This is a genomic window from Rhizobium sp. FG113, from assembly GCF_057809895.1.
This window is the reverse complement of sequence record NZ_JBMDKV010000001.1, coordinates 750,297-765,784: the sequence shown is the minus strand read 5'-3', so window position 1 is coordinate 765,784 and position 15,488 is coordinate 750,297. Positions and strand designations below refer to the sequence as shown.

Genomic DNA, 15,488 nt, shown 5'->3' with positions numbered 1-15,488 from the left:
CTAGAGACCAACCATCACCGCGGACCCAGCTCTGTTCCGGCGGCGGATTATGGCCGCGATGGAGCCTCGTAACTCTTCTGGGATCGGCACTTTCGAAGGCTTCCGCGGCGGCCTTCTCCGACACCTTGTCGGGCCAGTCCAGCTTTCGCAAAACCCGAATAATGTCCGTCCAATCGGTGTGATGCACTTAGCGGTCCGCCCAGTCGATCATCGTAAATTTTGTCGAACGGTGGGCCAATCAGCGTCTCGAGCACGAAGACGCCGCACCCGTCATCCCTTGGCAATTGGGTACGAAATGAACCTCAATGAAATGTCGCCGCGTTCACTCGCGTGGCCCAAAGTCCGACATACGTGCCGATCAGCATCGTCGAAATGTCGTCGATCGAGTTGTAGCTTTCATTGAAGAGGTCGAGCGCTTTTGCGCACAGCAGGTTGGAAGCCCGTTCATCGGGTTTGACCTCGTAGTATTCGAACCATTGGCTCACGGCCAGCGACATCACCCGGAAGTCCTCGTCGGACGGCGCCCGATCAATCATGCAATCCTCCCACAGAAGACAATAGCTAGAGCTGTCCTAACTCACTCAATTGCCACAACCCGGCTCTCGATAAGATCACGCCATCATCTGGCCGCCGGGATTAGCTCTCGGCGGCGGCATCGCCATCACCGCGCGCAAGGCAATTTTAACCTCACCTCTTATCAAGGCTGTAAGGCGCGCCCGGCTACTACGTCTCAGAATGCAGTAATGGACGGAGACCGACGTGAACGAGACTGCCGCTGCACTGGCTAGCGCCAAGCGCGAGATTGCCAAGCTCCGCAAAGCAATCACCGAGAAGTTCATCAAGCTTGCCCAGGAAGTCGAGAAGCTCGAATCCGCCGTGCCTTTGGAAGAGAGCCGCGAGTTCCTGATGACGCGCTGCGGCATGGTGCCAAGCGAGATCAGGACCTGTTCGCAGTTTTCCCGCAAGCTGAAAGGATACGAGCAGTTCCTGCAGGATCGCGCAGTCCCTTACGAAGTCGTCCGCGGGTTGATTGCTACAAATGCGACAGTCCGAGAGATGGCTATCGCGCGTATCGCATCTGGTGTCCGCTTCGATTTGAAGGATCTGAGGGCCGTCCGGCGATATGTCGCCGACAGCAAGATGTCGGACTTCGAGCACCGGGCCAACGCAAGCAAGAAATCCCTGCTCGATGCCGCACGTCGCAGGTCGATCGTCGCCGTGGACGAGTTTAGAAACAACACGGCCGCGCTACTCGACAAAATCGCTGAACTTCCTTGCGCCAGGACCGTCGCAGCATCTTCCAAACAGATGTCGTCGATCGCAAAAGATGCGTCGCGACTGCTGCCGGCGTTCGAGGCCATTGCAGGATCCACTCATCCTATCTTTGGCCAGCCCGGATGGCGGGAGGCAAAAGAGCTAGAGCGGCGAGCTGGGGAAGTCCACAGACTCTTGCAGTCGCTTTCCACGCCGAAAGGTAAGGCTCGAAATGAGATGGCACATCGCGCAGAACGGCTTATGGCCGGTCGAGCTTCCGCCATCGGCAAGCTTGCCCGCTATGTGGGCAACGAAGATTACATGTCGATGTTCAGGCCTCTCGATGATGGCCTTCGGACAACGCTTCCCGAACGTCGGTTGAAGGCCTTGGAAATATGCGCCGGCGCCGGCGGAATGGCTCTGGGGTTGGAAAGAGCCGGCTTCGACCACGTCGGTCTAGTGGAATTTAACAGGGACGCGGCGGCGACTATGCGTCTTAACAGGCCGAACTGGCCGGTCATCGAGCAGGACCTTACCACGATCGACTTCACGCAGTTCGCTGGCAAGGTCGACTTGGTCTGCGGCGGGCCACCTTGCCAGGCATTTTCAGAAGAAGGCATCGGACTGGGGAAAGACGACGGACGGGACCTGCTTCTGGAAGGGGCTCGGGCCGTTAGAGAGATCAAACCAAAGGCATTTGTTTTCGAAAATGTCCGCGGCGCCTTGTTCGGCAAGCATGGCGACCACATTGCCGCGTTTCTTAAGGAGCTAGGGGAAGCTGGCTATGTTACTCAGATCGTTGAAGTGAATACCGCCGATTACGGCGTCGCACAGAACCGCCCCCGCATCCTATTTGTCGGGCTGAAGGCCTATCACGCACGCCGTTTCGAGATGCCACGGTTCCCAAAGCGCAGAGCGAACGTAGGCGACGTTCTTTACGACCTAATGGCCGCGAACGGCTGGAGCGAGGTGGACGACTGGGCGGAATATTGCAGGACAGTGACCTTCGAGTTGGACGATGGAACCGTCTTGCAGGGCGCCCAGGCGTCGACGCTCACCGGCCGGAAGGGCAAGGCTCAGGAAAAGGAGCGTATCCGTTGGGCACGAAATGGTCTCACCCCAGCCGGCGTCCCTGACGAGGCGCCGACCGACGAATTAGCACGCAAGCTCGGGCCTGACTTCGTGCCTGGGTTGACACTCAGGATGCGTGGACGGCTCCAAGACTTTGACGACAGTTACGTTTTTGTCGGCGGTAAGGCGTCCGTTGCCAAGCAGATTGGCAACGCGGTTGCTCCGAGGATGGCACAGGCAATTGGTCTAGCGCTCCACTCTGTGCTCACCGGATATCGGTTTGACATGGAGGCGCTGCTTTGGCCGCATGAGGGCGAGCACGTTCGAGCGAGAGCGGTGGTCGAGCCGCCGTCGCTTTTCCCCGAGTTGACGCATGCAATTGTGGAAGAGGCGTGAGCAGGCGTCCTTTTGATTTTCCGGCGTCGAGGTGAGAGCAGGCAAGACATTACACTCCCGTTCCGATGGCTGAACCATTCCCACAAGAACTCCTGTCATGCACATCGGCAGGCCAGTTTTGCTATGGCGTTTCTGCGTAACGTGTCTGATGTTTGCCGCACGGCGATCCGCCGGTCAGCTATTCGAGGATAAACTCGGTCGCGGAACAATACCTGGGCTGTGGTCACTAGGACGGTTCTCGGAAATCCTTTGTCCGAGTTCCCCAAACCACCTCGTGGAGCGTCGGCGACGGGTCCACAACCACTTCAACAAGGTCATCCAGCGAGATAAGGCAGACCAGACCGGCGTCGGTTTCGATGATCGCGGGCAGGCTCTCCGACGCCTGCTTCGTCAAGATGAATAATCGACGGCGTGCTTCCCGCAGCTTGAACGGTTTTCCTACAGCATCGAGGATCGCCTCTCTCACGAGCGAACGCCCCCTTGCATCGGGCTCGGCTTTAAAGCTGCGGATCACAAGTTTCCACGGCGTCATCATGGAAGTAAGGTCTCCCGCTCGCTCTGTACCTTCCGCATCATAAACGCGATTTCAGACCCTTCGATATGGCCACGGATTTCAAGCTCGGCAGCGACCTTTTGGATGACTTCCCGCTTGTCGCGCACGATCTCCCGGCATCGCGCCATCTCGCGAGCCAGGATGCGCTCGACACGCGCGGCAATGGTTCTGTCGCTGCGCCGTAGGAGGTCCCTTAGCGCGGACGTACCAGCGGAATGATAAGAGAGCCCTTCGCCCATGCCGAAAGCCACCTCCATCAAGGTGGCGATATCGGTGGCCTGCTGGAGATCGGAACCTTCGACACCACCTGCGCCCACGTGGGCCGTTCCTAGGAATTCCTCCTCTGCCGCTCGTCCCGCAAGGAGCACGGCGATGCTATCCTGATGATACTTGCGGTCAGGCTCGCGGTCGTCATGTGCTCTGAATTGAGCAAACCCGGCCGGTTGGGCGCCGCGTGTTTCAAACGGCACGACTACGGCTTCGAGCTTTCCAACGTCGAGATGAACACCAACGACCGCGTGGGCCGCCTCGTGCACGGAAACAATCTTCCGTCGCCTTCCTACCAACCTCGACGCTTCTGGCAAGCCACGCATGGCAATGGCGCAATCGATAGGTTCTCCCGCGCGCCTCGCCTGTCTTTTGGCTTCACGGCCGGCTCGCTCGAAATCCGCGCCTGTGAAGCCCGCGGTTGCCACTGCGATTGCCTGTAGGTCCTCATCTGAGCGATGTTCCCCGAAATACAGGCGCGCAAGGTGGCGTCGATCTTCGAGATTTGGAGACGAAATGATCACATGTTTGTCGAGACGACCGGCTCGCCTCAAGGCTGGATCGATATTCTGGGGATGGTTCGTTGCACCCACGACCACGACGCCCGTCGGCTTAGCATGACCATCGATGAACTCCAGCAAGAGGTTGAGCACCTGCGTCCAGTAGAGGCGGTTCTGATCGTTCGCCATCGTGGCCCTGTCGCCGATGGCGTCCATCTCATCAATGAACAGGATACAGGGCGCTTTTCTGATCGCTTCCTCGAAGACGTCCCGCAATGCTTTCAACGTGTCACTTAAGTATCCCGCGGACTGCCATCTGGCGACAGACGTCGCCACGATACCCATGCCGCATTGACGTGCTAACGCACCAGCGAACATCGTTTTCCCGGTTCCAGGCGGGCCGCTTAACAGAATGCCGTGATCGACATCGCTCCATGGGAGACGACCACTCTTCCAATCGCGAATATCTTCCGCCAGCGACATTCCCCAGTCGCGAGCCTCTCCGTAGCCGACCAGGCTCTGGAGACTTGGTCCGACGGAGGGTTTTAGCGACGCTGACTGCGCCAGCTTTTTCAATGTTTCTTCGGGTGGACGACCTGGCCTGAACGCCGCGAAAACGGCAGACGGAGGATAGACGAGCATCTTCTCGGCGTCTTCAGGTGCGATAATTTGTCCCGAAACAACCTTTGCAGCGGCAACGAGATGGCTCGATCTCACTGGTGGAACATCGACAACCCTGTCGGCATGGAGCTCGAGTTCGTTTGGAAGTTCATGGGTGGACGGCCATAGAACCGCGACCGCTGGAGAAGTGCGCAACGAACCATAGTACGGCCCGAGATCCATACGGCCTCTACGGTCAGGTTTCGGAACGACGATCTTGAAGCGCTGCAGCGCCTCAATCTCAGAAAAAAGAATGTCTGCAGCCACACCGTACTCGCCGATGTCCGCCGCCTTGGGAAGACGAAGTACGATAACAGACTGTCGGCCGTCTGCGGCTTTGAAAGCGCCGCCGAGACGGACGGCGGTTTTCAGCGCAATCCCGTACGAGACGCGCTCCAATGTGACCGAGCGCGTAAATTTATGTCGCATCAGGGAGCCCTCACCGCTGAAACCGACGCAGGACCGTTTCCGGCCCGAGCATCCGCTCGTCGAGTTCCGCCATAAGAAAGCGGTGCAGCAGCATCCAGGAGATGGCCGTCATTGGCTGGACCTCGCGACATAACTGAAGGCACTCGCCGATATTGAGACTCCCGGCTTCCTCGATTGCCGCCAAGATTCTCATCCGGTCGTTCAACGGCGTGCGATAGGTCGCGTATCTCAAAAGATCTCTGGCATTGGATAGACGGAAGCCAGCTTCGATTTCCGAACGTGGCACATACCGATGATAGAGGCGCATGCAAGCCGCCCCCTCGGTGACCGCCAGATCGCCGTTCTCCTCACAGGCGTCGGGGAAGACCCGGCGCCCGTCGTCGTAGTCCGCCATCAGGTCGGGAACGTGGACGCCTTCGAGCGTCTTGATCTCGCCCGGCAGACACATCCAGCCTACGACCCTGTCGTCGACGTCGAGCAGGCAGGCCAGATCCCTGGCCAACTGCGATCGAAACATTACCTCGCCTGAGCAGCGAACGGTTCCTCTAGGAAAAAAGCTGTTGGCCGCGGCTTGCGAATAGGCAGCATAAAGCGCCTGCGGCATCTCGTAATGGGAATGACTCATGACAAATACCCGAACAATGTTGATCCGTTCCGCCCGTGGGCGAATGCGACATCATCAACGTATTCGGCGTATTCGTAGCTCGTGGGTCACGGTGAACAAAATATGAACAAATTTGGCGAAGTCAAGCGATTTCGAATCGAGGTGGCTTGGGCGGTGCTGCTACCCTCTTTAATTCACCGATCAAACGATCGACGAAACGATCTCAGTTGCTGGCCATCATCGCCGATAGGGCGAGGTCATGTCGCCGATTGGTCCTCGGAATAACATAAACGCGCGTTGTGGCGGTCACATTGCCGCGGGCCTTTCCGCGACCGCGAATTCGGGCGGCATCACCTGCTCATTTTCGCAGCGAGGGGGTGCCGCGATGAAAAGCTCGATAATCGCCTCCAATCCTGTTATTGGTTCGATCGGTCCAATTTTTGGTGCGATATGATTGACTGGATGCTTTCGACTCGGCAGCAAAGAATGTTGGTTGCGCTCGTCCTCCATCCCGACCGCTCATACCATACGAACGAGTTGATAGCGATCGGAGGTCCGGGAACGGGGGCGGGTCGACGGGTTATCGCGGCGTTTGAGAAGCACGGCGTCGTTTCCAGGCGTCGGCGCGGCAACCAGGTGATTTATTCCGCCAACGTCAACAATCCCATCTTTCCTGAACTGCGCTCAATCTGTATCAAGACCTATGGCGTCGCCGAGCTGATCGCAAACGAGCTTATCCCATTCAAGCAAAGGATCGAGTTAGCTTTCCTCTTCGGCTCGATGGCTGCCGGCAACCCACGTTCGGACAGCGACGTCGATCTGATGATCGTTGGCGATCTCGAGCTGTTTGAGCTCGGCAAAGCTGTGGAGCGAATCCAACTGACACTCCAACGCGACTTGGATCTCAACCTGCATACCCCCGAGGAGTGGCAGCTACTCAGCCAGGACAGAGTGATCCAGCGAATAGTGGAAGGGGACAAGATCATCATTTTCGATCGACACGGTTCGACAGCTTGAATCGCTCGTAGATCTCACAAAGGCAGAATTGCCGAGCCAATCCCGAGGGTAGTTTTTGGATTGCGCCGTAGGGCGGCCGTGTTTACGCCAGCTCAGATTCTTCGGTTGCAAAGCCCTGCACCTAAACCCCCTCCGAGGCCGCTCGCAACGCTTCACACGCCGATGCAATAGCCGATAGGTCTGGTACTGAGGTGCACATATGAAATAGTAGCCACTACGGCCGCCGCCACCGCTACAAGCCCGATGATAACCAGCGCGCTCTTGTGATATGTAATTCGACCATCCAGCCCATCGAAGGCGGTGGTAATGGTGTCTCCGAGAGCCGCATACTCGTTTTTCAGCTTGCTCCTTTGCCTCGCGACATCCTCTGCAATCACCTTCAGCGTCAGGTACTGGTTTATGATCGCAATCGTCAGCAGAGCGATAAAAACCCATGCGCCAAAAATCACGGCGCTGTTGCCCCAGAAAGGCAATCCGCAGTCGGGAGCGTCTTTAAGCTGTGTGGCAACGACAATTGTCGCCACCGGTATGCCCAGGAGCTGGCCCTGAATATCGACGATGGTCTTGTGGATCTTGCCGATCAGATCCACGCGCGCCGCTTCCATTTCGCCTCTCACCTTCGAATAGGAAAAGCTCGACGCGAATAGGCGATAGCCGTTGGACACTTCGTCGACGATCTTGTCCAGGTTTCGAAGTGCGAATGCCAGCCGAGCCGAGGCGCCCTGGCTCGCGACAAGCTTGATCAACGATTGCGCCAGAATCGCGAGTTTCTGCTCTCGATGGATAGCGTCCGAAAACAACCCGACCCACTTGGCGGTTATTGAGACGTCGAGCTCCTGGACGTCGCGGCCGGACAGTCGAAGCGGGATGACGACCTTGGTGTCAGTGATGAAAACCAACTCGCGACGAGTCTCGTCGACGTAGGACGCGGCCTCCGCCATGAGCTTCATCACGCCAATAAGCTGGCGATATCGAACCTGGATTTGATCCGAAGGACGATCTTCGCTGCTGATTTTCTCTTCGATCAGGAAATACCGCGACGGTTCCCTCAGCAAGGCCCCATCGGTCATAAGAAGAGCGTCGAAGTTTTTAACGAGCAGTCCTAGCGAAGTCCTTGGTGGCCCGACATGCAGCCTGACACTACGTCCGACCTTCAGGTCACCGTCCTCGGCGTCGAGAAGCGAAATCTGCGCGGCGTTGTAGTTGTCTTCATTGACGACGAGCTTGAGAACAGACACCAACTCCTCGTTCTCGAGCAGTATTGTCCCTTCGCCGGCATCGTCGATGTCGGTTCGCCGATAGATTTTCAGAAGGTGCTCGAACGAGAGGTTATCCATCGTCAATATCGGAACGGAGGTCGGCGATCAATTCTTCTGGCAGATCACGTATTATAAGAACGTTGGCTTCCCTATCATAGGAAATAGGACCCGTCTGCAACGCCTCCCTGTCGAATTCCAGGCTCCAGTGCTTGGTTCTCGCCTGGAACCGGACAAGACGAGCGAGACTAGGACGGTGCGGCACGAAGTTGTCATTCAGCTTTCGCTCGGGATCGGTGAGCGTCTCAAGAAGATCCTCAGGACCGTCCGGCTCCATTTCGTTCGAAAACGCCGTGAACGACAGCTCCTGTTGGCTTTTCGAAAGTCTGTCGCAGATGTCCTTGGCCCTCTTTAGAAAGGCCTGCTTGTCCTCACCTTTCAGACCCTTGGAATCTGCGTATTCGCCGAGAGCCTTCACAAGGGTTTGCGTATCGTATCGCTCCGCGACTGAGGTATCGCAGCCTAGGAACTCCTTGAAGTACTCCGCGATATCGCCCTTGCCCTTCAGAAAGCTGATGTACCGATCTTCGCCGCCGCTCCAACCGGTCATATTGATACGGCCAGCGAAGCGGAACCCATCCATGTCCAGATGCTTCACATCGGTGACGTCGAGATCGTCAGTGAGGGCCGCGCCGAGAGTGTCATTGATGATCGCGACGAGAAGATAGTCCTTTCCGTCTCGGTGGAAGTGAGAGAAGAAGACATGCCCTCCTCGGGCGTTCTTCTGGCTCGCTTCCTTCTTCAGCGTCAGCATCATGTCGGCGGTCAAGGTGTTGAAATCGGCGAAATCACCGTCGATGTAGGCGCCAACGTGTATTTGTGTCGGATAGTTGACTTCATCATCCGCAAACTTGCCATGCGATTTCGAGGCACGCCGGTTATACAGGCTATACAGTAGGTCGATGACGCGTTGCGCAGTGTTGGTTATTGGCAGATCGTTTTTTCCGAGCTTCACCTCGAATCCACGACCGATCGGCTCGAGGTCGTGAATAGCCACTTTTCTAATAATATTTGCCAATTTTTGAAGTCTCCAAGTCTCAACTCATTATCAGTCGTGAGTCGGTAGTAAAATACAAGCATTACACGAAGGAGGGTCGCAGCGCTCGCGAACGGTGGGCGTCTCACCGGAGCGATCGGCGTCGGCTTCAACCCGAACTGGATCGGCCTTTGCTGCGATCGCGAACGCCTCGAATCCTTCGTGCGCAAGAATTCAAGGCTGCTGGAACATTCGCTCATAAAGCTCTTGGCAGGGCGAAGAACACGCGGGCTTTAGCATGGTCACGTGTCCGTCCTTGACTGGCGGTGACCGCCGGTGGAGCACAGCTTTTCATTTGCAATCAGATCTTAACTCCGGACGCGCTGCTTCGACTGGAAAGGGAAGCGCGAGCAATGAGTAAACCCGCGGGCAGCTACGTTGGCGACTACTCAGTCAATGTAATCATTGCGCGCGGCGCGGACTCGAACAGTCGGCATGCATCAGATCTCGATCCGACCTAATCGGTAGTATTCAGCGCCTGTTGATAATCAGGAGATTGTTGTAAACTGTCGAATCTTCTAAGACTTCGAGCATGGTGATCATCACCAACATACGGTCCATGCAAGGCATGGGAATCCATGTCGATCGCAATGCGCGAACGCCGTCGCTCCGCGTCCGTCGATACAACCTGATCTACGGATTTAACGGATCGGGCAAAAGCACTTTGTCACGCCTTTTCGCGAGTTTGGAGTCAGCAGAACTACATCCCAAGCTCCCCGACGGGCTCGTTCGAGGTTGAACTGGTATCAGTAATGGTCTGGTTCATTTCTCGGTAGCTTCCAACACCGGATTTCGTTCCCGCGACCCATCAGGCACCTGAGATCCGAGGCATCAGGCTGCCCGAGTAGCGCTTTGGCCTATGCCCAGTGCAATCCAATCCATTCCTACCTTTAGCACGTGGAACAAATTGCCCTCGCAGGCATTACGCCGCCAAATAAAGGAGGGTAGAATGGAAGACAGAGTTGTGGAGCGCGGAAGGGTTCTACGGGGTAGGCCCTACTCAGTCGAGGAGTTTCGTGCGAAATATGCCTTGGAACTTCACGATGCCGAAGACCTTTTCAGACGCTTCGGACCATCATCCGTGGAGCTTGATCTCTTGATGGCGGCGAAGCGCCGTAAGCCGTCGTTCCAGGCTGTCGCCGTCGACGTTATCCTGTGAGGCGGATTGATGCCCACATTCATTTTCCAGCTTCTCGACGGCAGTGGAGCCGACGCTACCGAGATCCAGCACGAGATCGACACTATTGATGAAGCTCGTTCAGAGGCGAGGACTTTGCTCCGTGAGTTGGTGTCCAAGGGATCACGCGAGGAGTTCGGAGACATGGTGAGTGTCGAGATCTTCGACGCCGAAAGGAGACCCATTGTAGAACTGAGGCTCACATTCGACGAGATCGCAAAGACATCGTAGCGGGACGGAGCGCTCAGACACACCAAGCTTTTGCCTTCGGTGTGAGTTTTAACCGGAACCGAAATCGAAGTTGAATGTTCTCCATCGGAACAGGAGGCAACCATGACCGATCCCAAAAAATCCCCCGCCGTTCAGTCCTGTAATGCCGAGAAGGCCCGCTCGGGTGCTAGTGAAGGCGATACGCTTGAACAGGGCCTCGAAGATACTTTCCCGGCGTCCGATCCTGTTTCGGCGACGCAATCCTCCGTCGCGACCACGATTGACGGGAACAACAACGACGACCGTGACGAGTTTCCGCTTGTCGATAACGCATTGAAGTCGACCGGAGAGTTTAGCGGCGCTGAAAATCGTGGGCGTGTCCACTCCCTTGGCCGAGACGCTGTCCGCCTGTCCGACCAAGCCTCCGAGGTCGCCAGCGGTGCCGTAGCGGCTGGAAAGGCCGAGGCCAAGTCTATCATCCAGAATTTCGGAGAGATGGTGAGAGAACGCCCGCTCACAGCAGTCGGTATCGTCGCTGCGGTAGCTTGGTTCTGGGGAGCGACCAGATAGAGGTCGCGGCAACGGTGCAGGCTCTATGGCGCTATCCAGTCTGTTCGCTGCGCGGAGAACGGGTCGACACCCTAGCCGTTACTATTAATGGCGTTAGAGGAGATCGCAGTCACCTTCTCGTCGACCTTGTGTCGGGAGAGATAGCTGCACCAGAAAAAATCGCCCGCTGGCGTCCGGCACTAATGATTGATGCTCGCATCGACGATGGGGACCTTGTGATCTCCTCGGGTAATTGGAACTTCTTCGTCGATGATCCCAAGTTGGATAACGCGCTGTCGGACCATTTTGGCTTCCGCTGTGCCATCCGTCGGGTTGGCAGCACTCTCCCGACCGACGAGGGCGAAGTCACCTTGTGCCCTCGATATGCCGCGAGCCCACTCCATTTGCTCTCAACCAGGTCACTGTCTGACTTGTCTGGGATCATGCCGCATGCTGTCCTGAACATCCGCAGATTTCGCCCGAATATTGTGATAGATACCAGTGCGAACGAGGACGATTGGATTGGTAGTCAAATCGCCATCGGTACCTACCGTGGCACGATCACGGAGAAAACCAAACGCTGCGGAATGACCATGATCGCGCAGACTGACGTGCCCGAAGATCCCGAAGTCCTGCGCACCGTCGTCCGGAGCCGCCAGCGGTGTTTCGGTGTATACGCCGATGTTGGTTCTGACGGCCTCATCTTCGCTGGAGACACGATCTCTGTCGAGTGAGCGTTAGCCAGAGTGGAAAAGAAGATCAGAGTTCGCTATCGCATCGATGATCGTCGCTGCCACGTTGCTTCCCATTTCATGAGCACTGGTGATGCCTTGTATGAACGGCATTTTATGCAGCAGGAACGGGACTGAGACACAGTAGAGATTGTTCGACAGCCCAGCTTCAACGCGGGGCCGAAAGTCGTCGTCAATCTCAATACCACCTGTTCGCCGGGTCTCGTCGGTTGCGCTGGCCCCGGCCCTCTGGGTCTTTGCGTCCTTGATTGCGCCGGTCTGACGGAGGCTGGGAAATGGGAGATCGGAAGCGGAGAGCGCGTGTTGTCCAGTAGCGTCAATGAAGGCGTCGTACTTGCACTCAAATCCGTCAACGATCACGACGGCTCCTGGCTCTTCATCACGTCGTCTTATGTCGTAGTCGTCGCCCAGTGCCTTCACGGACAACTTGCCTGCCTGATGCAGGGCAAGGAGCCGTTCGACGGATTCGTGCGGAACCGTCGCGTAATCGTCGACGAAAACTGTCTTGAAATCCTTGTGGAAGCGCTTCAGATCTCGGTCATTCAAACGAGGAATGGCAAGCGCGATGACTTCGTGCATCCTGAGGATGGCGTAACGCCACCGGACGGTTTGCCGCTCGGCTTTGTTTTTCTTGGCTTCCGCAAGGTTCTCAGCGGCCCAGACGAAGGGATCGGCGTGTTGTCGCGCTCGAAAATAGCGGTCGGCAATGTCCTCCACGGAGGCCAACGCAAGTCCAATGCGGGCAGCGTAGTCAGGATCGGCTGCGGCAAGCTCTTGCCGGAACAACTCGAAGACCTCATCGAGAAGCCGCTCCCGCTTTTGCTCCATCAGCAGCCGTACGGCTTCTTGAGTGCAAAACCTGAGAGGCTCGTATGGGATCGGACAATAGAAGTCCGCCTCGGGCAACAAACCCTTACGAGACATCATAGTGATAGAGAAGCCGGTGCTTGAGGCGTCAGGCTCATATCGCAACGTTCCATTGTCGTCCCGAAGGAACATGCCATGGGCGGTGGCGACGGAGACGACTGCGTCAATACCGCTAAGCGACGTGCCCAAGACACCGACCTCAACAGCGCCAATCCTCTTGATCGCGGCAGCAGGCCACGGCGACACAAAATACCCCGGCGACGTTTCCGTGTTCTCGGGCCGATCGTGACCTGTGGCCATGACGACGTGGTCGAAGGACATCGCAGCATCCTCGCCACCGTGCCTCTTGAACTTGAGCGTTATGTCATCTTTGCCAAGCTTGATATCGAGGATACGGTGGCTGGCTTTCACATCTATGGAGTGGCCGCGAGAGAGCCCCCGGTTCACCAGTATCCAGAATTGTGCTGCCAGGAACTCGCCAAGAACAATCCGAGGGTAGAACTCACGTTCTCCGATTGCTGACCTTTCGACGCCTAGCTCTTGAAGCTCGCTGTCACGCCGAGACGATAGCCACTCGACGAGCGTATGCTCAATGCGAGGGATTTCAACGCTGGCGATATTTGCCAGCATAGCGCGGTCATTGACCGCCGGATGGTAGGGCGTTCCCTTCCCCGCGTCAGGTGTTTCCTCGAAGATAGTGATAGACAGCGGCGTGTCGCTGAAAATTAATCCGCAAAGCGAATATATCCCGGTGGGTCCAGATCCGATGATGGCGATTCTTGGCATGGTGGCTGGTTAGTCTCGAATGGAAGGCGGCGGGGAGAGAACAAATAAGGAGCCGCTCGAAAGCGGCTCCTGAAACAATCAGTTGGCCGACGACCACTGACTGCGGACGTCTTCAGCGCTCTTGTTCAGGTGGACGTGCTGATCAACATGGTCGACCCAATCAAGTGGAATAAGGTGGTGCTGACCATCGTCAGAGTCCGACTTCGTCAGCTTGATGCGCGATGTGCCATCCATGTGGTCTACCGTACCAACATGCGCACCATCGACGCCGATGACTTCCATATGCTCGCGAACCTGTTCTGCAGAAATCATAGTGTTTTCTCCTTTGTTTAGATCGCATCGGGGCAACGTCCACTGAGAGGCTTGGTTCCCGGAAGGATGGGACCACTGCGGACAGGTCGGGCGCTCGACTGCCACTGCGTTGGCCATGGCGAGAAACTGGAAAAACCGCCATGTTCACCATCCCTGTCGCGTCCAGTTGACACGCTCGTGGTCCCGATAAAGCAATGTCCGGATCCTTCGCGTGTTCCATTGAAAAGTTCTTGCGTACGCTGGGGTACAATCGCGAGGTTTCGGCGACAGAGCCTTTCGCTTCCAGTTCAGGTCTCCAGGACCGGAACTGTGCTTATTTGTCCACAAGCACCCGAAGATTCCAAGTTGTGTGTAAGACAGGACACGAACATCTTCCGAACAGAAGCAGACCCTGCGCGAAAGGGGTAGGCAGTTTCTGCTCTTCGCGCAGTAGCGTGGTGGGCGCTGGATCGGCTTCTCGTTAACGTGGCGTTGGCATGAACGCCGGTCCGGCAATTGCCCGTCGTGAGCAGTTACGCTCATGGCGGGCTTTCATGCAAGCGGACGGAGGAGCTACCAGGTCCCATAGATTGACTCCCGACTGGCTTGTCGCCGACCAATTCCCATTGCTATGGCGTAGTATAGTATCCACAAGCGCCGAACGCGTCGAAGCGAACCCAAGTGCTGCTACCCGCTCCCCTGGTCGTCGCACGTACTGGTAATTCCGCGCTATGAGCCACAGACCTATCGTCTGCGTGTTCTCGTCTGTCCAGATACCGCCGGGACTAGATGAGGAAAGCACCTAGCAACACAACTCAGCAACGGTGCCGCCTGGGAACCTCACCGATAAAACAAGGTTCTGCATATTGGCGAAAGGAAATCCTTATGCAGATCGTTGAACCCTCCGTTCGGATAGCTATCTTGTTACAGAGTTTAAATATCGTGACCTTTGAGGAATTACCGTGGCAGGTCGGGAGGAAAACCGTCACTCGCGCGGCAGATGCTGGTCTGGTCGAGGTTGAACCTGGCTACACCCCACGCCCTCGGTGCCGTTTGACGGAATTGGGCCTGTTGTATCGAAAACAGCATTCTTGGATTGTCGGTTAAATCATAGTGTGAGGGGTCGCCACACTGAGCGGAACCATGTTCCCACGCTGTAGTTCTATTCGTGTCGATACGGTTTGCGTATCAAGACCGTCCCGGCAAGGCGAAGGGTTCGCCCCCCACTCTCCGTGCTACCCTTCGCCGCTCCTTTTGCTCGCGGCAATTACTTTTCCTGACAGTGATCCATCCAACTGACCGTTGCGCTATTACTCACATGATAACCTACAAGGAGTTGAGCAGTTGGTAGCCGAACACACAGCCTCATGGGTCAATGAAAAGCTAGGCAAGCGCTTACGGTCTGCTCGAAAGGCTCAGGGTTTAAGCCAGACACACGTCGCGAAAACATTGGGAGTTAGCTTCCAGCAGGTCGGCAAATACGAGAGCGGCCAGAACACCATGTCGGTGCCCGTGTTCCTTACGATCTGCGAGGCTCTGCGCCTTCGTCCCTCGTTTATCCTCGAACAGGTGATCGAGAACCAGTAGCACGTGAATGCTGGAGCAAAGGGCGTCCTCTCAAAGACACCCGCAGTGAGCGGTGCGAAAGAGCGTGTTCATCCGCTCGATCAAAGAGGCCATCGCGAATTCTAGTAAAGGTTGCGGAGACCATTGTGACGCAATAGAACGCCGAGCAAACAGCGCCCTGATGATG

The 15,488-nt window shown here is 56.5% G+C and carries 16 protein-coding genes; 8 read left to right on the top strand and 8 right to left on the bottom strand.

Annotated features, from left to right (window positions below; translation table 11 throughout):
• Positions 1-302 precede the first annotated feature (302 nt).
• Entirely contained in the window at positions 303-536 is a 234-nt protein-coding gene (locus ACODTZ_RS03330) for a hypothetical protein (protein WP_489023734.1), read from the bottom strand.
• A 223-nt stretch (positions 537-759) separates the two neighbouring features.
• On the opposite strand from ACODTZ_RS03330, the gene ACODTZ_RS03325 reads away from it, so the two are divergent.
• Complete coding sequence (locus ACODTZ_RS03325; RefSeq protein ID WP_489023732.1) at positions 760-2,721, top strand: DNA cytosine methyltransferase; 1,962 nt, start codon at positions 760-762, stop codon at positions 2,719-2,721.
• Between the two features lie 226 nt (positions 2,722-2,947).
• On the opposite strand, the gene ACODTZ_RS03320 is transcribed toward ACODTZ_RS03325, so the two are convergent.
• From ACODTZ_RS03320 to ACODTZ_RS03310, 3 genes are read right to left on the bottom strand one after another with little or no spacing between them, the layout of a single operon-like run.
• Entirely contained in the window at positions 2,948-3,256 is a 309-nt protein-coding gene (locus ACODTZ_RS03320; RefSeq protein ID WP_489023730.1) for a hypothetical protein, read from the bottom strand.
• Positions 3,253-5,130, bottom strand: a complete 1,878-nt coding sequence (locus ACODTZ_RS03315) for an AAA family ATPase (protein WP_489023728.1) — start codon at positions 5,128-5,130, stop codon at positions 3,253-3,255. Before ACODTZ_RS03315 ends, ACODTZ_RS03320 begins: the two co-directional genes overlap by 4 nt.
• A 10-nt stretch (positions 5,131-5,140) precedes the next feature.
• On the bottom strand, positions 5,141-5,647 hold the full coding sequence (locus ACODTZ_RS03310) for a hypothetical protein (protein WP_489023726.1): 507 nt from the start codon (positions 5,645-5,647) through the stop codon (positions 5,141-5,143).
• Between the two features lie 573 nt (positions 5,648-6,220).
• On the opposite strand from ACODTZ_RS03310, the gene ACODTZ_RS03305 reads away from it, so the two are divergent.
• A complete protein-coding gene (locus tag ACODTZ_RS03305) occupies positions 6,221-6,751 on the top strand; it encodes a nucleotidyltransferase domain-containing protein (protein ID WP_489023724.1) in 531 nt (176 codons plus the stop codon).
• 152 nt (positions 6,752-6,903) lie between these two features.
• On the opposite strand, the gene ACODTZ_RS03300 is transcribed toward ACODTZ_RS03305, so the two are convergent.
• On the bottom strand, positions 6,904-8,088 hold the full coding sequence (locus ACODTZ_RS03300; protein ID WP_489023722.1) for a hypothetical protein: 1,185 nt from the start codon (positions 8,086-8,088) through the stop codon (positions 6,904-6,906).
• Positions 8,081-9,085, bottom strand: coding sequence for a nucleoid-associated protein (locus ACODTZ_RS03295; RefSeq protein WP_489023720.1), 1,005 nt, complete (start codon positions 9,083-9,085; stop codon positions 8,081-8,083). Before ACODTZ_RS03295 ends, ACODTZ_RS03300 begins: the two co-directional genes overlap by 8 nt.
• Positions 9,086-9,635: 550 nt before the next feature.
• On the opposite strand from ACODTZ_RS03295, the gene ACODTZ_RS03290 reads away from it, so the two are divergent.
• The 5 genes from ACODTZ_RS03290 (at position 9,636) to ACODTZ_RS03270 (ending at position 11,773) form a co-directional block, all read left to right on the top strand.
• Entirely contained in the window at positions 9,636-9,842 is a 207-nt protein-coding gene (locus ACODTZ_RS03290) for an AAA family ATPase (RefSeq protein ID WP_489023718.1), read from the top strand.
• Between the two features lie 210 nt (positions 9,843-10,052).
• Complete coding sequence (locus ACODTZ_RS03285) at positions 10,053-10,262, top strand: hypothetical protein (protein ID WP_489023716.1); 210 nt, start codon at positions 10,053-10,055, stop codon at positions 10,260-10,262.
• Between the two features lie 9 nt (positions 10,263-10,271).
• On the top strand, positions 10,272-10,511 hold the full coding sequence (locus tag ACODTZ_RS03280; RefSeq protein ID WP_489023715.1) for a DUF6894 family protein: 240 nt from the start codon (positions 10,272-10,274) through the stop codon (positions 10,509-10,511).
• A 102-nt stretch (positions 10,512-10,613) separates the two neighbouring features.
• Entirely contained in the window at positions 10,614-11,060 is a 447-nt protein-coding gene (locus tag ACODTZ_RS03275; protein ID WP_489023714.1) for a hypothetical protein, read from the top strand.
• Between the two features lie 14 nt (positions 11,061-11,074).
• Positions 11,075-11,773 carry an MOSC domain-containing protein gene (locus ACODTZ_RS03270; protein ID WP_489023712.1) on the top strand — a complete coding sequence of 233 codons (699 nt, stop codon included), beginning with the start codon at positions 11,075-11,077 and terminating at the stop codon, positions 11,771-11,773.
• Positions 11,774-11,776: 3 nt separating this feature from the next.
• Here ACODTZ_RS03270 and ACODTZ_RS03265 read toward each other — a convergent pair whose 3' ends face one another.
• Both ACODTZ_RS03265 and ACODTZ_RS03260 read right to left on the bottom strand, forming a co-directional pair.
• Complete coding sequence (locus ACODTZ_RS03265) at positions 11,777-13,444, bottom strand: FAD/NAD(P)-binding protein (RefSeq protein ID WP_489023710.1); 1,668 nt, start codon at positions 13,442-13,444, stop codon at positions 11,777-11,779.
• A gap of 78 nt (positions 13,445-13,522) precedes the next feature.
• Positions 13,523-13,756, bottom strand: a complete 234-nt coding sequence (locus tag ACODTZ_RS03260) for a DUF2171 domain-containing protein (RefSeq protein WP_489023708.1) — start codon at positions 13,754-13,756, stop codon at positions 13,523-13,525.
• Between the two features lie 1,281 nt (positions 13,757-15,037).
• Here ACODTZ_RS03260 and ACODTZ_RS03255 point away from each other — a divergent pair.
• Positions 15,038-15,322 carry a helix-turn-helix domain-containing protein gene (locus tag ACODTZ_RS03255; RefSeq protein ID WP_489023707.1) on the top strand — a complete coding sequence of 95 codons (285 nt, stop codon included), beginning with the start codon at positions 15,038-15,040 and terminating at the stop codon, positions 15,320-15,322.
• Positions 15,323-15,488: the final 166 nt, after the last annotated feature.